The following is a 17,515-nucleotide window of genomic DNA, read 5'->3' on the forward strand; positions in this document are numbered from 1 at the left end:
GACTAGACGTCGTGGCGTTCGACGGACCCGGCCAAGGGGCGGCGTTGGAAGCAGGATTGCCGATGACGGCCGAGTGGCACAAGCCGGTCGGCGCTGTGCTTGACCATTTCGGTGTCGATGATGTGACTTTGATGGGGTTTTCGCTCGGCGGGTGCCTGGTCATGCGTGCCGCAGCTTACGAGCCGCGGGTGAGTCGAGTCATCGCCGACGACATTCTCACCGATTTCACCGCCTGCTTCGCCTACCGGTTGGCCGCGCCGCAAAAAGCGCTGGTGGTTAACGCCGGCCGACTGCCCGCGGCCGTGGTGGACAGGTTGATAAACCGCGCCCGCAGCCGGAACTTGTTGGCCGACTGGGGGATCGGAAACGCCGAAACGGTGTTTGGAGTCGACACCCCGGCCCAGGCGCTGGCCGGGGTGCGCGCCATGCGCACCGATGACGTCTCTTCCGGGATCACCCAAGACGTGTTGCTGATGGCCGGAGCCGAAGATCACTACGTGCCCCTCGGTGCACAAATCCAGACCCTGACGAATGCTCGATCGGTGACTGCACGATTGTTCACGCGCGCCGAGAGCACTCAAAACCACTGCCAGATGGGGAATTTGGGGCTGTCCTTGCGAGTCATTCTCGGCTGGCTCGACGACCATACTGGCACTACGGGCTGAACGCCGGACGGTCGACGGTCGACTGGTTTAACCAGCGCCGCATCTAACCAATACTGCCGCAACATCCCACCGGCCGACATGGAGGCCAGCTACTGCACTCAACACCGGAGACCAGCCGCCGGCTGAGTTCTCACACCACGAAGTCTCCGGACTCGCCGGGGCGGCTCACTTTGGTGCTCTGGTCTTTGTACTTGACGGTTATGGTGCTGGCGGCGGCGGAGGCGGCATTCCCGGCACGGGCGGGCTGAATGTGGGCTGTCCCGCCATTGGAGGGGGAGCCGGATAGTCCCAGCAGGTCCCCGGTCCTTTGCCGTCCGTCCCGAGGGATGTGCACATGCGATAGCTGCCGTCTGGGTTGAAGCAGGTCGTGCGGACGCCGACGGGCACGTTGTACATGGTGTTCCACTCGGTCTTGCAGTTCTGGCCGGGATCCGCCGAGGCGGTTTCGGCTGCCACCACAGAGGTGGTGATGAGCGCTGCGCCGATACCGGCCGCAGCGATGACATTCTTCATAGTTCGGGTTCCTTTTCGGTCAGCTAGCCAGTGCCCGCATAGCTGTGGCCACGATGGCGTCGGCATCGGCCGGCGTCAATCCTGCGTGCCCGATGGCCATCCGGTACATCGCCGGCCCGAAAATGAGATCCAGCGCCACCTCGGGGTCGACGTTCGGATTCAGTTCACCGCGAGCGACACCGCGGTTCCAGATCTTCGTAACGGCTGCTCGGCGGACGTTCACCTGGTGTGTTCGTAGCCGCTCGCGTGCGGTCGGGTCGAACTGCGACTCACCGACGAGTTGGGCGTAGATCGCGCCAAGTGGGCTGGTGTAAAAGCGCATCATGCCGTGCAACGTCAGGCGGAAGTCTTCGGCCGCCGATCCGGTGTCGGGCACGGGCGCGTCGGCCATCATCTGATGCAGGAACGCGTCGATAGCCACCGCGGTTCTGTTGGGCCACCATTTGTAGATGGTCGCCTTGCTGACCCCGCTGCGTGCGGAGATCCGGTCGACCGACGCCATGCGCAGGTCGTCCTCCCTCATCAGTTCCATTGCGGCTTTCAGGACGGCATCGCGACATTCCTCGCTACGCGGTCGACCGCGCCCTGTCATGGCTGGCTGTCCTTTCGATCGCCTGGGCCGTTCCACTGGGTCCACATTCGCTGATTCGCCAGCCCTTGGGCTAGCCGCTTGGCGTCCGCCAGCGTTATCAGCCCGTAGTCACCGAGTTTCTCCTCGATCCCACCCGGTTCATCAGTGTGCATACTGAGCACGGCCAGATTCCAATTTCCGTCCGACCGTTCATAGGCGTGATAGTGGGCCCCGTCGCGGTACGCATGGTTGTCATCGGTCCACTCAAGCGGTTCGCGCACCATTGAAACCCCTTGTTACGAGTTCCATTGTGAATTCCACTGTTGAACGCCACCATGACCGGAACAGGTACCCGAGTGTTGCTCGCTGAACGAGTAGCTGCCATCCCTGGATTGGGCGTGCCAGCCTGGCGGTGCCACCCCCTGGTGCCTGTTCGGGGTCTGGCACGCAGTCGCCGGTTGGTTTGGATATGTGGCACGGCGGCTCCGAGTGGCCCGCTGGTGCCGAACCAATCGCCGCCGTCGCGATGGCTGCTGCGGTGAGGGTTGCACGGAGAAACATGCGCCCGACCTCCTTGTTGGACATACGTAGCACGACTCAAGGGCAGGTCAGATGTTCCTTGTCCCGTTTGGCCCGTGACAACTCATCAGGGCGAACTCACAGCGAGACGTCTAGTAATTACCTTTGTACCGAGCGGCACGGCGACGAAGACCTCAATCGGCGGGCTGGCCGCGGCCGCCTGCTGGCGCGCGCTCATGACGCCGGTATGCCGCAGCGAGGTGGGTTTGTCCGATGAGGTGTTGAGCTATCCGGTTGAACTCGTAGTCGATAGGCGAGAGCATTCCAATTGCCGATCTTGGTCCTGAACAACTCGAAGGAGACCACGATGAACAACGACCAGATCGTCGCGTTGGTCACCGGCGCCAACCGTGGGTTGGGTAAGCGGTTCGCAGCCCAGCTCGTCGAGCGTGGAGCGAAGGTTTACGCCGCCGCACGCCGTCCCGAAACGATAGACACACCAGGCGTCGAAGCCGTCCAGCTCGACATCACCGACCCAACCTCGGTAGGCCGCGCTGCCGGCCTGGCCGGCGACGTCACCGTGCTCATCAACAACGCCGGCAGCTCGACGCGCGCCTCACTGCTATCTGGGGCGTTAGAGGACGTGCGGCTGGAGATGGAGACGCACTACTTCGGAACACTCAATGCCATCCGTGCCTTCGCTCCGATAATCGAAGGTAATGGCGGAGGAGCAATCCTCAACATGCTTTCGGTGTTGTCCTGGCTGCACGCTCCCGGCTCCGGTGCCTACGCCGCAGCGAAGGCAGCGGCGTGGGCGATGACCGATGCCCTTAGGCAGGAACTTGCGCCTCGCGGCATTCAAGTCACTGCCGTGCACGTCGGCTACATGGACACCGACATGGCCGCCTTCGCGCCCGCAGACCAGAAGACCGATCCCTCGGTGGTCGCCAAACTCGCGTTGGACGGCCTGCTCGCCGGCGTACCGGAAATCCTCGCCGACGACCTGACGCGCGCGGTGAAGGCGCAACTATCCGGCAGTCAGCAGGGCTGACGTGACAGCGCGAGGGATGTTCGGCGCGATGTGTCGAAGGTTGCGTGTAAAGCCGTCGAGCGGCGGTTGGTTTTCGGCCTACCCATTTGGGCTAAGAGGTCGTTGATGAGCACGTACCGATCTGCGCCGAGCAGGCGTCGCCCTGCTTTGCAGAAGTAATCGGCTTCACGGCTGCCGACAACTGATCAAAACTCCCGTTGCGGTTGACACACGGCTACCAAAAAGGCGACTGGCCATGCACCGGCTTTTCCTCCATCTGCCGGTTGATCTCTCCAGCTTTTCATAAGCTTTTCCGAGCTTTCGCTATTCTTCATATTTGTGCCGCTTTGGACCCGCACACTACTGGCGGCATCGCGAACGCCAAGAAGAAAGGAAGCGCATCAAATGCCCTCACCTCGCTGGCTGGCCAGACTTACCGTCCCCATGATCGTTGGCGCCGCCCTGGTTAATAGCGCTGCGATTGCGACTGCCAATCCCGCTGATGACGCATACCTCGCAAAACTGCGCGCCGTCGGCCTCACTTGGCCGCCCAATACGGAAGAGGCACTCATCGGGGAGGCGCACCTCATCTGCTACGACCTCACTTGGGGTTGGCAGCCACAACAGATTGCCGACGACATTCACGCCCACTTGGACAAGAGGGGCGTTACGTTGTTAGACGTCGGAACCATGGTCAACGCCGCACACTCGACCTATTGCCCCGGTAATGTGTGCGACGCCCCTACCCTTTGCACGTGACAGCACTTAGGGGCCAGAACCTCCTATAGCCGCCAGGTCCGCTGGCAGTTCTAGACCACCGGCTGCACCCCTGGCCAGTCAAATTGTCTTAGCGCGTAGCCCAGACGGGCGCATCAAAGCACGATCCGGTGATCTTTGATTGTCGGGGTCGCGAAAGAACGCCACGCCCCGAGGGGCCATGACCGGCCCGATCAGGGTGCCGACGATCGACAGCCCCCCCGGCGACCCGTTGCGCCGCAATCGCTTCCGCCTCGGCGCGAGCCTTGGCCAACGCGGCCCGGAAAGCGGATTCCCTTGCGGCGTGAGCACATTCAGCATCATCGAATCGCGAGTCGTGTTCGGCGTAGACAGGACCGCACAACTCGGCGTCCTGCCCGCAGTACTCGCACTGAACAGGCGAGGCTATGGCAGCACGGTGTGCATCAACATCACATCGTATGCCGACCACAGCGACAGGTTGAAGTACAAGTCTCGTCCTGACGACCAGGGATGGATCATCGGCGCGTAGATACCACCGGGCATCTGGAATGACGACACTAGCGGTTGCTCTGGACTCCATGGCCCCTGCGGAGTCGGCGCTGTCCTTGCCACGACGTCGTTGCTGCCGCCGTTGGTGTACAACACCAGGTACTGCTTGAGATAGCTGTTGTATTGCGCTGACATCTCACCCACGGGACCCGGGAAAACCGGCGTCGCCGCCCCCGGATTGTTGGGGACCCAGCGACCGCCATCGTCGCCGTTCCAGTATTGGTACCTGGTGGGGTCCGGCACAGCGTTCGGGGGAACTCGCGAAAGAAACGCCGCGCCGCTCCGTCCCGAAGGCGTCCCGAACGAGTAGAGGTAACCGTCGGTACCCCGCATGAACGCCCCCATTTGGAAATTCTCATTTCCCGGAGTGAACCCGGTCCCCGAGACGGCGTCCGCCGAGGCCGTCCGAATGCTCCCGGGGTAGATTCCCCAGTTCTGGCCATTGTCGAGCGACCTGGCGATTGCCGAGTAGTTCGTACTCCATTCGCCATCGCGGCCCCACTGCCTGATGGACATGAAGTTCATGTATTGGGTTCTCCCAATCGAGATGGCCGCGGTCGGAATGATTCCCGTCTCGTGCCCCGCCCGATGGATGGTGTTGACGACCTGTTTGGACAGGCCGTTTGTCCACACCGGTGAGCCGGAGTACCTGTCGTTGGGCACGCCGTCGGCGATGTGGAGTCCATTCGTCAGGTCATGGTCCGAACTGCGGAACAGTACGTTGTATCGCCATTCTTGGCCGTGGACTTTGCAATAGCCGAATGTGTCACCGAAGGCCATGAGTATCTGACGGTTGGCGGGATCGCCGTTGTCCCACGCGATTCCGAGGTCGGTCCCGGAGATGCCGAAACGTTGGAGGGTTTTGTTTGGGCCGTTTGGTCCGGTCACCCAGTCGACGAGCGACGTTGGCGCCCCCGCGATCGAAGCAGGAGGCGCCTGTGCCGGCTGCGGCGCAGGCTGCGGTGCCGGCTGCGGGGGAACCGGGGCCGCGTTTGGCTGCAATTGAGTAGCGTTCGGCGACTGCGGGATGCCCGGCGTGGGGGGATTGGGCCCAGGCGGCGGGACGACCCCCGCTTGCTGTTGGATCGGCGCGGAGTATCGACTACCGGGAGCAGCGGGCCTGAGGAAAGACTGGATCAGCGGACCCAACTTGGGTAGCGGCGCCTGGTCATTCGTATGAGCAGGCCTGCGCCCAGTCGGTGGTACCACGACCGGCTGCGGCGCGGGTATCGCCGGGGGCGCGGCCGGGGGCTCCACGTTCGCTTCGGGCGCGTTGCACGGTGTGGCGTTCGCTAGCGGCGCGGGGCCCATCGCAACGAAGAAACCGATGGCGGTCACCGACGCCACCGATAGCGACACGATCCGGAGAATCGCTGTCAATGTCACACCTTTCCAGGAGCGGGTCGCCGCATTGACGTCCGCAGTTGGTTCATGTGACGATAGTGATTCGCGTGGCTTGTGTGACCAGTGATCTGCGGATAGGTATGCATCCGTGACCGTGTCGCAACGCATTGGCTTCACCGCGAAGGCGCGCGTCGAGAGCTGGTCACAAGCGGCGCCCACCACTTCCGTAACCGGCCCATCCCCATCCGTCGCAGCAGTCACGACAGGACGGCGGAGTGAGTCTGGTTGTCGGCACGAGACGGGCACATTGGCAGAGCCGGACGCGGCGAAGCCGGCGAAAAAACACCGGCTGTCCGGGTAGACCCCCTGCGACAAGTCGCCCGGCCAGGTACGCTCCCATCCGCCAGCGCACCCAACACCCCGTGGCCTCGGGAAACGGCTGCTTTCAGCAGGAGAGGACTCCGTCGGCGTCTCGGGGTAGGCAGTCCGCCAAGGAGGAACCCGGTGAGCGTGCCTAATGAGTCGCAGCGCGACCCATTCCAAAGCCGAACGTATCTTCGCCGAGTGGTCGCCGCGTCCATGGCCGGCACCGTCGTCGAATGGTACGAATTCTTCCTCTACGGCACCGCGGCCACGCTGGTGTTCAGCAAGGTGTTCTTCCCGCGGGGCGGCAACGAACTCGACGCAATCTTTGCCGCCTTCGTGACCTACGCCGTCGGCTTCGCCGCCCGCCCGCTTGGCGGCGTCGTCTTCGGCCAACTCGGAGATCGGTACGGGCGCAAAAAGTTGCTGCAGTTCAGCCTGCTGCTGGTAGGCGCCGCTACCGTCCTCATGGGCTGCCTGCCTACTTTCGCCCAGATCGGATACTGGGCTCCCGCACTACTGGTGGTGCTGCGCTTCATCCAGGGCTTCGCCGTCGGCGGCGAGTGGGGCGGCGCCGTTCTGCTCGTCGCCGAGCACAGCCCGAGGGCCAGCCGAGGGTTCTGGGCGAGCTGGCCGCAGGCCGCCGTGCCCGGTGGGAACATGCTGGCCACGGCCGTACTGCTGATACTGACCTCGACGCTGTCGAATGCGGCCTTCCTCAGCTGGGGCTGGCGCGTCGCGTTCTGGTTGTCCGCGGTCGTCGTTTTGATCGGCTACTACATCCGCACCAAGGTGACGGACGCACCCATCTTCCTGGAAGCTCAGCAGCAAGCCGAGCGCTCCAAGGCGACCCGGGTGGGTGTCTTTGAGGTTCTAAAGCGTTACCCGCGTGGCGTTTTCACCGCGATGGGTTTGCGGTTTGGTGAGAACACCATGTACTACTTGGTCGTCACCTTCACCATTACTTATCTCAAAGTGCAGGTCCACGCCGACACCAGGGTCATCTTGTTGTGGTTGCTGGCCGCGCATGCCGTGCACTTCGTGATCATCCCGCTAGTCGGACGTCTCAGTGACCGATTCGGCAGGCGCCCAATCTATTTCGTCGGTGCGGTGTGTGCTAGCACCTGGGGGTTCTTCGCATTCCCGATGATGAACACCGGCCGCAATGTGTTCATCATGACCGCGGTCGTCATCGGTCTGGTGTTCCACGGCCTCATGTACGCGGTGCAGCCGGCGGCGATGGCGGAGATGTTCCCGACCCGGATGCGTTATTCAGGGGTGTCGCTCGGCTATCAGGTCACCTCGATCGCGGCCGGTTCGCTTGCTCCGATCATTGCCGTGCGCTTGCTCGAGAGCTACAAATCCGCGGTGCCCATTTCTTGGTACCTGGCAGCCGCCGCGGCGGTGAGCGCGGTGTCCGTCCTGGCCGCCAACGAGACCAAGGGCATCGACTTGGCGGCCATCGACCTCGCCGATGCCCAGGGTGTTCGGCACCATCCGGCTGTCGCCACGGGGCACGCCGACGGACCCGATCCGACCGAGCTTGTCGAGGGCACCGTCTAGCTTTGCGCGAGCGCTGACCAGCGCAAACCACAGTTATCAGAGGTCAGCGCCGTTCCTAAAGTTGCCTGCCAGGTTGAGTCAGCATGTTTGTGGGCCGCCGCTGGCGGCAATGTCCCAACAGAGGTGGGCGCGTCGGCCGGCCTACGCGCGCACCTAGGTCCCGTCGGTTCAGCCCGAGAGCCGACGGGACCGCCCTCCTGCCGGTGCCTCAGCGACCTGACGGTCGCGGATACGGCCGAACGGGCGGGCCATCCAGGAGTACCGTGCCGCGTATGGACGGCTCGGCAGGTGTGTGGATTCTCGGCGGCTACCAAAGCGATTTCGCCCGCAACCTCACCAAAGAAGACCGCGACTTCGCAGCGCTGACCGCGGAGGTCCTCGAGGGCGCACTGGCCGCGGCCAAGGTCGACGCCGCCGACATCGGAGTCGTCCACGTTGGGAATGCCTTCGGCGAGACGTTCGCCGGCCAGGGCCACCTCGGGGCGATGCCGGCCACCGTCTGCAAAGACCTCTGGGATACCCCGGCCTCGCGGCACGAAGCCGCGTGCGCGTCCGGCAGCGTCGCGGTGCTGTCGGCGATGGCCGATCTGCGGTCGGGCGCGTACGACACCGCGCTCGTGGTCGGGATCGAGCTGGAGAAAACGGTGCCCGGTGACACCGCCGCCCAGTACCTGGGTGCCGCCGCGTGGACCGGTCACGAGGGCGCCGGCGCACGCTACCTGTGGCCGTCGATGTTCGCCCAGGTTGCCGACGAGTACGACCGGCGCTACGGCTTGGACGACACGCATCTGCGTGCCATTGCGCAGCTCAACTTCGCCAACGCGCGGCGTAACCCCAACGCCCAGACACGCGCGTGGACGGTCCCCGACCCGATCACCGATGACGACGCCACCAACCCGATCACCGAAGGCCGGTTGCGCCGATTCGACTGCAGTCAGATGACCGACGGCGGCGCGGGATTGGTCCTGGTCAACGACGCGTATCTGCGCGACAATCCCGGCGCGCGCCCGATCGGCCGCATCGATGGCTGGGGACATCGCACCGTCGGCCTGGGTCTGCGGCAGAAGCTGGACCGCGCTGCCGGCGACCCGTACGTGCTACCCCATGTGCGGGCCGCGGTGCTTGACGCGTTGCGCCGCGCGCAACTGAGCCTTGACGACCTCGACGGGATGGAGGTGCACGACTGCTTCACTCCCAGCGAATACCTGGCCATCGACCACATCGGGCTTACCGGCCCGGGCGAGTCGTGGAAGGCGATCGAAAACGGCGAGATCGAGATCGGCGGTCGGCTGCCGATCAACCCGAGCGGGGGGTTGATCGGCGGCGGACACCCGGTGGGAGCTTCCGGCGTGCGCATGCTCCTGGATGCGGCGAAGCAGGTCAGCGGCGCGGCCGGCGACTATCAGGTCGGGGACGCGAAAGCCTTCGGCACCCTCAACTTCGGCGGCAGCACCGCCACCACGGTCAGTTTCGTCGTCGGCACTACAAAAGGCGTTTGACATGAATGCTGGAATCGTCGGCAAGTTCCTGTCCACCCTGCCCGAGGACGACGACCACCCCTACCGGACCGGACCGTGGCGCCCGCAGACCACCGAGTGGGACGCCGACGACCTCACCGCCGTGGAGGGAGAAATCCCGCGCGACCTGGACGGCATCTACCTGCGTAACACCGAGAATCCTTTGCACCCGGCGTTCAAGACCTATCACCCATTCGACGGCGACGGCATGCTGCATGTGGTCGGCTTCCGTGATGGAAAAGCCTTCTACCGCAACCGTTTTATCCGCACGGACGGTTTCTTGGCGGAGAACGAGGCGGGCGGGCCGTTGTGGCCGGGCTTGGCCGAACCGGTGCAACTGGCCCAACGGGAAAAGGGCTGGGGCGCTCGTACCCGGATGAAGGACGCGTCGAGCACCGACGTCATCGTCCACCGGGGTATGGCGCTGACCAGCTTCTACCAGTGCGGCGACCTGTATCGGCTCGACCCGTACTCGGCCAACACGCTCGGCAAGGAGACCTGGAACGGACACTTCCCGGTCGAATGGGGCGTGTCGGCGCATCCGAAGGTCGACAACAAAACCGGCGAACTGCTGTTCTTCAACTACAGCAAGCAAGCCCCGTACATGCGCTACGGCGTCGTCGACGAGAACAACGAGCTGGCCCACTACGTCGACATCCCACTGCCCGGGCCGCGGCTGCCGCACGACATGGCCTTCACCGAAAACTACGCGATCCTCAACGATTTCCCGTTGTTCTGGGACCCCCGGCTGCTCGAGCACGACGTGCACCTGCCACGGTTCTACCCGGACATTCCGTCGCGCTTCGCGGTGCTGCCGCGCCGGGGCTCGACTGGCGAGATCCGGTGGTTCGAGGCCGACCCGACGTTCGTATTGCACTTCGTCAACGCCTACGAGGACGGCGACGAGATCGTGCTCGACGGCTTCTTTGAGGGCGATCCTCAGCCCGCGGAAAGCGGGGCCACCGGCGGAACCAACTGGGACAAGCTTTTCCGGTTCCTGGCGCTGGACCGACTGCAGGCCAGGCTGCACCGCTGGCGATTCAACCTGGTCACCGGCGCGGTCAAAGAAGAGCAACTATCGGAGTCCATCACCGAATTCGGGATGATCAATGCCCAGTACGCCGCCCGCAACTACCGCTACACCTACGCCGCTACCGGAAAACCGGGCTGGTTCCTCTTCGACGGACTGGTCAAACACGACCTGCACACCGGAAACCAGGAAGGCATCTCGTTCGGTGACGGTGTCTACGGGAGCGAGACCGCGATGGCCCCACGGGTCGGCGCCACCGGTGAAGACGACGGCTACCTGGTCACCCTCACCACCGACATGAATACCGACGCCTCTTACTGCGTGGTCTTCGACGCTGCCCGGATCACTGACGGCCCGGTATGCAAACTGCTTCTGCCGGAACGTATTTCGAGCGGCACGCATTCGACTTGGGCGCCCGGCACCCAGCTGCGGCGCTGGCATACCGCGGAGTCGGCGGCAAGCGCCATCGGGCTGTGAATCGGGGAAGCAGTGGACAAAAAGAATCGGCCCAGGACAACGCACTGGCCCACGCAGTTGGCGTCGATCGGCGCCATCCGTTTTGCCCGCCGCTCGTCGAACTTCGAAGAAACGGTCCGGTTTTACCGTGAGCTGGTCGGGCTTCCGCTCTACGAAACGTTCCAGGCCAGCTACGGCAGCAACGGTGCCATATTCGGCCTGCCCAGCTGGAACCTGACGCTGGAAATAGTTGAGTCGCCCAACCCCGTCGCCGTGGACCATCACGAACAACTGTGCCTGTACTTCCCCGACAAAAAGGCACAGCAGGCCGCAATCGCACGCCTTCAGGCGGCGGGGCGGGAACCCGTGGAGCAGCACTCGTACTGGGAAGCGACGGGCGCGGTCACCTATCGCGACCCGGACGGCCGCGAAGTCGTGTTCGCGCCCTTTGTGTTCGGCGTCAACGAGCCCGAGGACACCGCCACGTCAGGTAGCCACGAGTTCCCGTCTGTCTGAATCCTCACCGGCTTGAGCGACCGGCAACGAGAGCACCGATCAGTGCCGCGAGCGAGCACGCCACCGCACAGACCGCGCCGACCGCACCGACGTAGAGACCGTAGTCGGCCGATACCGGCGGCTTGACGTTGAGCTTGTAATACCAGACCGTAAGCGCCACGATGAGCAGCGAAATCACCAGGGCCGCAATCGAAGCAAGCCGCACCGACAACCCACGGCCCACCATCGCGCCAGCCACCAGCAGCGTCGAGGACAGCAACACGATGAGCTGACCCGCACCGAACCCCGGCGGTAGTACCAGGTTGCCGTGGGTGCCTCCGATGGCGCTGGCCCAGCCCCCACCGTTGACCGCCGTCGTCAGCCACGGCAGCCACGCGCTGGCCGAAATGAGCACAGCGAAAAACGCCACCAGCCAACCTGGGCTCAGCCGGTGAATCATGGTTGCGAGATTAGCTGACTCGAACCTGGGCCCGTATGACCGATTGTCACGCTGGCGTGGCGCCGGTCGGCGAAAGCCACGCCGGCGTGACGCTCGGCATCGTCAGGTAGCCAGCGAGGACAGGTTGAAGATGACACCCGTCGGATCGGTCGTCGCGGCCAACCGACCGTAGGGGGTGTCCTCGGCCGCCCGCACCACGGCGCCACCGTTGTCGCTGATCACCCGCAGGGTCTTGTCGACGTCCTCGGCGCCGAAGAAGGTCGTCCAGTTCGACGGGACACCGTCGGGCAGCACACCGGCGCCGTCCATTACGCCGAGTAATTGCTGGTCGCCGAACCAGGCTGTGGTGTAACGGAATTCGTCCGTGTCAGAAACCTGCTCCGTGCGCCATCCGAGGACCGCACGGTAGAAGTCGACCGCGGCGCGGTAATCGCGCGTGGTCAGTTGGTGCCAGACCGGAGAGCCGGCCTCCCCGATCACCTCGAAGCCGCGGTGTTCCAGCGGCTGCCACAACCCGAAGAACGCACCAGACGGGTCCATCGCCAGGCTCATGTAGCCCTTGGCGGGTACCTCCAACGTGTCCAGGCACGTCGAGCCGCCCGCCGCGGCCACCGCGGACATGGTCGCGTTGATGTCGGCGGTGTGGAAGTAGATGGCCCAGTTGTCCGGAGACTGGAACTCGGGCCGATTCGCCATCAGGCCGGCGACGGGGTGTCCGTCCTTGGCGGCGTTGATGTATCCGCCGTACTCGGGTCCGGCGGACTCGAACGTCCAGCCGAATACCGTGCCGTAGAAGTCCTCGGCGCGGTCGACGTTCGACGTCGTCAGATCGATCCAGCACGGAGCGCCCAGCGGCGCGCCATCACGGATGGGCACGATGATCTCCTTGTGGTGTCGTGGTGTCCTGGCCCCGTAATCGGGGTTCACCCATATCGACTCGCGCCAAACCGGAAACTCATCGGCCGGGGTCCGCCAGGTGATCAGCGACCGACGCCACGATCTCCGTTCCTGCCCGGGTCGGGGGCCGTGAACACGGTGACGAAATTCTGCAGCGATTCGCTGATGTCGCTTCGCAGCGCGGCGGCGACGATCATGCCGATCGGCCCGAACAGCGCTGGACCGCCGAGGTGCACATCGAAGCCGACGACCGAGCCCTCGTCCTTGGGCTGAATCTTCGCCATCAACTTGACTTTGACGCCGCCGACGCCATCGCCGTTGAGCGTCATGCCTTCCGGCGGCTTGTAGCGCACGACCGTCCATTTGATCCGGTTGTGCATGCCCTTGACCCCGACGATCGACTCGATGACCGTCCCTTTCTCGATGTCGTCGGGCAACGTGCTGCGCCACACCCGGTGGATGGTCAGCCACTCCCTGTACCGGGACAGGTCGGAGGCATGCGCCCAGGCGACCTCGGGAGGCAGGGGTACGTCGATGGATCCGGAGAGTTTAGCCATGCGCTCAGTTCTGCTGGTCGCCCTTGTCGCCAGAGCCAGCGGCCTTCTTGGCCTCTTCCTGCACCTTGTGGATAGTGTCGGAGTACTTGCCCTGCGTCTTGTCGTCGACGAACTCGCCGGCCTTGTCGATCGCCATCTCGACCTTGTCGGCGTTTTGCGACAACAGGTCCTTCGCCTTGTCAAGGATTCCCATGCTGCACCTTCCACGCCAATTCCTACTTTGCTGGTAAAAGCCTACTTGCCGGTGTCGTTGTCGCCAGTCGCCGACTGGCGCCACAACCGTGGCTGCACGCCGAGCATCCTGGCCCGGATCCACCACACCGCCTCGATCGCCGCGGCTCCGAGCACGCCGATGCCCAAGGCGGTGGACGTCACCGCGATGTTCGACGGGTCGAGCAGGAACTTCCGCTGAGCCAACGGGATGCTGAAGATCACCACGTAGGCCAGGCCGGAGGCAATAACCAGCGCCAACCGCCACCACTGGTAGGGGCGCGCGACCACCGCGAGCACCCATAGCGCGGTCATCAGCAATGTGATCAGCGCCGCGGTCGATGCTTGCTCCTGTTGCTGGAACGTGGCGTGGCGGCCGTGGTAGGCCAGCAGGTAGGAGATGAACGTAGCAACGCCGACGATAAACCCGGACGGCAGCGCCGAGGTCAGCACCCGCCGCACGAAACCGGGGTTAGCGCGCTCGTTGTTAGGTGCCAGCGACAGGATGAACGACGGGATTCCGATGGTGAACCACGCCGCGATGGTGACGTGGATCGGCTGAAACGGGTACAGCAGGGGGTCCGCCCTCAGCAGCTTGGACAGCAAGCATTCGGTATCGACGAACAGCGCCAGTAGCACCGAGTACACCGTCTTGGTCAAAAATAGGTTCGCGACCCGCTCGATGTTGCCGATCACCCGCCGGCCTTCGCCGACGACATAGGGAAGCGTGGCAAACCTGTTGTCCAGCAACACGATCTGTGCTACCGCGCGAGACGCCGGGCTGCCGGCTCCCATCGCGACACCGATGTCGGCATCCTTGAGGGCCAGCACGTCGTTGACGCCGTCGCCGGTCATCGCCACGGTGTGCCCGTGCGATTGCAGGGCGTGCACGATGGCACGTTTCTGATCGGGCCGCACCCGGCCGAAGGTGGTGTAGGAATCCAGCGCGTCGGCCAGTTCGGCTGCGTCGCTGGGGAGTTGACGCGCGTCCATGGTCTCGCCATGCAGACCCAGCTTGCCGGCCACGGCGCCGACCGACACCGCGTTGTCTCCGGAAATCACCTTGACCGAAACATCCTGGGCAGCAAAGTAATCGAGCGTCTCTCGGGCGTCGGGACGCACCTTCTGCTCAAGCACCACCAGCGCGACGGGGGTGACCCGGCCCGGAGCGTCCGGGTGATCCACGGCCACCTCGCTGCAACCCAACAGCAGCACCCGCAACCCCTGCGCGCCGATCCGCTCGGCACGTTCGGCCGCCGCCGATGCCGGATCGAGCAGCACGTCGGGCGCGCCGATCACCCAGTTGCCGTGATCGTGGTAGGACACGCCGCTCCACTTGGTGGCCGACTTGAAAGGCGCAGTGGCAGTGGCGGTCCAGCCGGGCGGTCGGTCATAGCTCTCGGCGATCGCCTGCATGCTGGCATTGGGTCGGGCATCGGCTGCGGCCAACGAGGCCAGCACATCGGCGACCGTTTCCCGGTGCGCGGCGAGTGCCCCAACCTCGGAGACGTCGCAAACCCGCATGCCGTTTTCGGTCAGGGTGCCGGTCTTGTCGGCGCAGACCACGTCAACCCGGGCCAGTCCCTCGATGGCGGGCAACTCCTGCACCAGGCATCGACGTTGACCGAGCCGAATGACCCCGACCGCAAACGCGATCGACGTCATCAGTACGAGGCCTTCGGGCACCATCGGCACCAGCGCACCGACCATCCGCAGTACCGACTGCCGCCACCCGACATGGGTGGTGAACAACTGGGTGTAGATCGTCAGCAGCCCGGCCGGCACCAACAGGTAGGTAATGAACTGCAGGATCCGGTTAATGCCGTTGCGCAGTTCGGATTTCACCAGGGTGAACTTGCTGGCCTCCTCGGCGAGCTTGGCGGCATAGGCTTCCGGCCCTACCTTCGTGGCACGATAGGAGCCGATGCCGGCGACGACGAAACTGCCCGACATCACCGCGTCGCCGGGGACCTTGGCCATCGGGTCGGCCTCTCCGGTCAGCAGCGATTCGTCGACCTCCAGGTTCTCCTCCTCGAGAATTTCGCCGTCGACGACGACCTGATCCCCTGGGCCGAGCTCGATGATGTCGTCGAGCACGACCTCGCTGGGCGCCAGCGTTCGGGTCCCGGATTGCCTGCGCACCAAGGGTTTCGCCTGCCCGATTATCGCAAGCTTGTCCAGCGTCTGCTTGGCTCGGATCTCCTGGACCATGCCGATGACGCTGTTGGCGACGATGAGCAGGCCGAACAGGCCGTTGATCACCGAGCCGGTCGCGAGCACGATCAGGAGTAACACGCCCAGGATCGCGTTGATCCGGGTGAAGACGTTGGCCCGAACGATTTCGGCGACGCTGCGCGCGGCGCGTTGCGGGACGGCGTTGCTCTTGCCTTCGGCTACCCGCTGCGCCACCTCGGCATCGGTCAGGCCCAAGGTGTTAGCGGGGCTCATCGTGTGAACGTTCCGAGCTTGTTCGTATCAAAGTATTCCAGGTTCAGGGTGGCGCCGGGGAACCCGGAGAAAGTGGCCTTGGAAATCGTTCCAGGCGGGGCGTTTTCGCTCGTTAAAGGAAAGGTGAAGGTATCGCCATCCCAATGCGTCAAGGGGAACGTCTGGTTGTTCGGCCCCATCGCCAGCTGCAGCCCTCCGTCCTTTTCGGTCACGACGGCCGGACCCCAATAGTCGCTGGCGTACACCCCGAGGTAGTCGGTGAGCGGCCTGGCCGGCATGGGATTGGCCGGGGGCTGCTTGCCGACGAGTGAGCCTTCCGGTTTGTTCATCGGGGCGAATAGGTTCTTGTACAGGGTCGCCCAGTCCTGACTAACCTGACCGTATTGCAGCAGATCCATGAATTCGGCGGTCAGCGTCTCCGGCACGCCGATGGGTGCCGCGTTGGTCAGTGCGATGATGCCCACGTCCTCCGACGGCATCACCACGAAGTTTGTCGCGGCTCCCAAGGAGAATCCGCCTGAATGGCTGTACTCGGTGCGCCCCGAAGAGGTCACCGACACGTTGAACCCGTAACCATAGGCGCCGGCGCGCGCCTTCGGCGTAGCCGCGGGCACCGAGATGACCTCCGGGGTGTTGACCGGCAGCAAGGCCTCCGGGGACGCAATCCGCTGGCCGTTGTAGGTTCCGTTGCCCAGCATCATGGTTAGCCAGCGCGCCATGTCGTTGACCGACGAGCTCACCCCGCCCGCGGGTGTCTGGGGATCCGGTTTCCGCTGAAAGCGCGGCTCCCATTTGTCTCCGACTTTGACATGGTTGACCGCGTGGTCGGGCCTGGCCATGAAATCAGCGAACTTCGAACTGGTGGAAGCCATTCCCAGCGGGCGGTACAGCACCCCGTCGGAAAGGTCCTCCCATGGCTTGCCCGCCGCGACCGCCACCGCCTCGGCTGCGGCGGTCACTCCGAAGTTGGTGTAGGCGTGGCTGATTCGAAAGGGCGCCAGCGGCAAGTACTTCAGCCGCTCGAGCGACTGCCGACGGTCGTAGCCCAGCTCCTCCAGCTTGTCACCGGCGTGGTCGGGCAGCCCGGACCGATGCGAATACAGGTCGGCCACGGTCACGTGGCCGGTGACATAGGGATCGCTCAGCGCGAACCACGGCAGCTTGGCCGCCACGGGCGTGTCCCAGGTGACCACGTTGTCGGTCACTTCATGTGCTACCACCGTGGCGCCGACCGATTTCGACACCGACGCCAATTGGAAAACCGTGTCGGCGTCGACCTTGTTGTCTTGGCCGTCGCCCTTGCTCGCGTCCCTGACTCCGAAACCCTTGGCATACATCGTCTTTCCGCCATGAACGATGGCTACGGCCATTCCCGGGATGCCGGTGCTCTTCATCAGGTCAGCGACCAGGCCGTCCACCTTCGCTACGGCGTCATCGATCCGGCCCGCGGGTATCTGCAGACCCGACGCCTCATTGGGCGGGGCGTCGGATTGCGCGGACGGCGGGCTGGATACCGGTTGCGCGGGCCCGCAGCCCGTCAACGCGAGCGCGGCCACCACGACAGCGGCCGTTGCCGCGCGTTTCGTCATG

At 64.3% G+C, this 17,515-nt stretch carries 18 protein-coding genes; 7 read left to right on the plus strand and 11 right to left on the minus strand.

Annotated features, from left to right (window positions below; genetic code table 11):
- Positions 1-665 (plus strand): alpha/beta fold hydrolase (locus ACLP4W_RS24505; protein ID WP_442389984.1); only part of this gene is annotated, 665 nt, incomplete at its 5' end.
- A gap of 198 nt (positions 666-863) precedes the next feature.
- Here the strand turns inward: ACLP4W_RS24505 and ACLP4W_RS24510 are convergent.
- Genes ACLP4W_RS24510 through ACLP4W_RS24525 form a run of 4 tightly spaced genes read right to left on the minus strand, consistent with a single transcriptional unit; the run spans position 864 to position 2,300 of the window.
- Positions 864-1,178, minus strand: coding sequence for a hypothetical protein (locus tag ACLP4W_RS24510; protein ID WP_442389985.1), 315 nt, complete (start codon positions 1,176-1,178; stop codon positions 864-866).
- 19 nt (positions 1,179-1,197) lie between these two features.
- Complete coding sequence (locus tag ACLP4W_RS24515; protein ID WP_442389986.1) at positions 1,198-1,770, minus strand: TetR/AcrR family transcriptional regulator; 573 nt, start codon at positions 1,768-1,770, stop codon at positions 1,198-1,200.
- A complete protein-coding gene (locus ACLP4W_RS24520) occupies positions 1,767-2,030 on the minus strand; it encodes a hypothetical protein (protein ID WP_442389987.1) in 264 nt (87 codons plus the stop codon). Before ACLP4W_RS24520 ends, ACLP4W_RS24515 begins: the two co-directional genes overlap by 4 nt.
- 15 nt (positions 2,031-2,045) lie before the next feature.
- Positions 2,046-2,300, minus strand: coding sequence for a DUF3761 domain-containing protein (locus ACLP4W_RS24525; RefSeq protein ID WP_442389988.1), 255 nt, complete (start codon positions 2,298-2,300; stop codon positions 2,046-2,048).
- 335 nt (positions 2,301-2,635) lie between these two features.
- Between ACLP4W_RS24525 and ACLP4W_RS24530 the strand changes: the two genes are divergently transcribed.
- Together ACLP4W_RS24530 and ACLP4W_RS24535 are read left to right on the plus strand one after the other, a co-directional pair.
- Positions 2,636-3,319 carry an SDR family oxidoreductase gene (locus ACLP4W_RS24530; protein ID WP_442389989.1) on the plus strand — a complete coding sequence of 228 codons (684 nt, stop codon included), beginning with the start codon at positions 2,636-2,638 and terminating at the stop codon, positions 3,317-3,319.
- 384 nt (positions 3,320-3,703) lie between these two features.
- Entirely contained in the window at positions 3,704-4,057 is a 354-nt protein-coding gene (locus ACLP4W_RS24535) for a DUF732 domain-containing protein (protein WP_442389990.1), read from the plus strand.
- Positions 4,058-4,459: 402 nt separating this feature from the next.
- Here the strand turns inward: ACLP4W_RS24535 and ACLP4W_RS24540 are convergent, their stop codons facing one another.
- The gene (locus tag ACLP4W_RS24540; protein WP_442389991.1) at positions 4,460-5,965 is read right to left on the minus strand and encodes a DUF4185 domain-containing protein; all 1,506 of its coding nucleotides are present in this window, start codon (positions 5,963-5,965) and stop codon (positions 4,460-4,462) included.
- A gap of 474 nt (positions 5,966-6,439) precedes the next feature.
- Between ACLP4W_RS24540 and ACLP4W_RS24545 the strand changes: the two genes are divergently transcribed.
- The 4 genes from ACLP4W_RS24545 (at position 6,440) to ACLP4W_RS24560 (ending at position 11,374) form a co-directional block, all read left to right on the plus strand.
- Positions 6,440-7,855 carry an MFS transporter gene (locus ACLP4W_RS24545; RefSeq protein WP_442390024.1) on the plus strand — a complete coding sequence of 472 codons (1,416 nt, stop codon included), beginning with the start codon at positions 6,440-6,442 and terminating at the stop codon, positions 7,853-7,855.
- A 272-nt stretch (positions 7,856-8,127) separates the two neighbouring features.
- Entirely contained in the window at positions 8,128-9,354 is a 1,227-nt protein-coding gene (locus ACLP4W_RS24550; RefSeq protein WP_442389992.1) for an acetyl-CoA acetyltransferase, read from the plus strand.
- A gap of 1 nt (position 9,355) precedes the next feature.
- Positions 9,356-10,879: a carotenoid oxygenase family protein gene (locus tag ACLP4W_RS24555; RefSeq protein WP_442389993.1), complete on the plus strand. Its 1,524-nt coding sequence runs from the start codon at positions 9,356-9,358 to the stop codon at positions 10,877-10,879.
- Positions 10,880-10,891: 12 nt separating this feature from the next.
- A complete protein-coding gene (locus ACLP4W_RS24560; protein WP_442389994.1) occupies positions 10,892-11,374 on the plus strand; it encodes a VOC family protein in 483 nt (160 codons plus the stop codon).
- Positions 11,375-11,378: 4 nt separating this feature from the next.
- Here ACLP4W_RS24560 and ACLP4W_RS24565 read toward each other — a convergent pair whose 3' ends face one another.
- The 6 genes from ACLP4W_RS24565 to ACLP4W_RS24590 all read right to left on the minus strand — a co-directional run bounded on the left by ACLP4W_RS24565 (position 11,379) and on the right by ACLP4W_RS24590 (position 17,514).
- Positions 11,379-11,813, minus strand: a complete 435-nt coding sequence (locus ACLP4W_RS24565) for a hypothetical protein (protein WP_442389995.1) — start codon at positions 11,811-11,813, stop codon at positions 11,379-11,381.
- Between the two features lie 102 nt (positions 11,814-11,915).
- Positions 11,916-12,689 carry a VOC family protein gene (locus ACLP4W_RS24570; RefSeq protein ID WP_442389996.1) on the minus strand — a complete coding sequence of 258 codons (774 nt, stop codon included), beginning with the start codon at positions 12,687-12,689 and terminating at the stop codon, positions 11,916-11,918.
- Between the two features lie 104 nt (positions 12,690-12,793).
- Positions 12,794-13,267: a type II toxin-antitoxin system Rv0910 family toxin gene (locus ACLP4W_RS24575; RefSeq protein ID WP_442389997.1), complete on the minus strand. Its 474-nt coding sequence runs from the start codon at positions 13,265-13,267 to the stop codon at positions 12,794-12,796.
- 4 nt (positions 13,268-13,271) lie between these two features.
- On the minus strand, positions 13,272-13,460 hold the full coding sequence (locus tag ACLP4W_RS24580) for an antitoxin (protein ID WP_442389998.1): 189 nt from the start codon (positions 13,458-13,460) through the stop codon (positions 13,272-13,274).
- Between the two features lie 41 nt (positions 13,461-13,501).
- A complete protein-coding gene (locus ACLP4W_RS24585; RefSeq protein WP_442389999.1) occupies positions 13,502-15,925 on the minus strand; it encodes a cation-translocating P-type ATPase in 2,424 nt (807 codons plus the stop codon).
- Entirely contained in the window at positions 15,922-17,514 is a 1,593-nt protein-coding gene (locus tag ACLP4W_RS24590; protein ID WP_442390000.1) for a serine hydrolase, read from the minus strand. Before ACLP4W_RS24590 ends, ACLP4W_RS24585 begins: the two co-directional genes overlap by 4 nt.
- Position 17,515 lies beyond the last annotated feature (1 nt).

It is taken from the genome of Mycobacterium sp., assembly GCF_052145595.1.
Lineage (GTDB): Bacteria > Actinomycetota > Actinomycetes > Mycobacteriales > Mycobacteriaceae > Mycobacterium.

Bases quoted from the DNA above. Each gene is read 5' to 3' on its own strand.
- ACLP4W_RS24590 (WP_442390000.1), bottom strand. From the start codon at position 17,514: ATGACGAAACGCGCGGCAACGGCCGCTGTCGTGGTGGCCGCGCTCGCG.
- ACLP4W_RS24565 (WP_442389995.1), bottom strand. From the start codon at position 11,813: ATGATTCACCGGCTGAGCCCAGGTTGGCTGGTGGCGTTTTTCGCTGTG.
- ACLP4W_RS24530 (WP_442389989.1), top strand. From the start codon at position 2,636: ATGAACAACGACCAGATCGTCGCGTTGGTCACCGGCGCCAACCGTGGG.
- ACLP4W_RS24510 (WP_442389985.1), bottom strand. From the start codon at position 1,178: ATGAAGAATGTCATCGCTGCGGCCGGTATCGGCGCAGCGCTCATCACC.
- ACLP4W_RS24550 (WP_442389992.1), top strand. From the start codon at position 8,128: ATGGACGGCTCGGCAGGTGTGTGGATTCTCGGCGGCTACCAAAGCGAT.
- ACLP4W_RS24515 (WP_442389986.1), bottom strand. From the start codon at position 1,770: ATGACAGGGCGCGGTCGACCGCGTAGCGAGGAATGTCGCGATGCCGTC.
- ACLP4W_RS24535 (WP_442389990.1), top strand. From the start codon at position 3,704: ATGCCCTCACCTCGCTGGCTGGCCAGACTTACCGTCCCCATGATCGTT.
- ACLP4W_RS24580 (WP_442389998.1), bottom strand. From the start codon at position 13,460: ATGGGAATCCTTGACAAGGCGAAGGACCTGTTGTCGCAAAACGCCGAC.
- ACLP4W_RS24555 (WP_442389993.1), top strand. From the start codon at position 9,356: ATGAATGCTGGAATCGTCGGCAAGTTCCTGTCCACCCTGCCCGAGGAC.
- ACLP4W_RS24585 (WP_442389999.1), bottom strand. From the start codon at position 15,925: ATGAGCCCCGCTAACACCTTGGGCCTGACCGATGCCGAGGTGGCGCAG.
- ACLP4W_RS24575 (WP_442389997.1), bottom strand. From the start codon at position 13,267: ATGGCTAAACTCTCCGGATCCATCGACGTACCCCTGCCTCCCGAGGTC.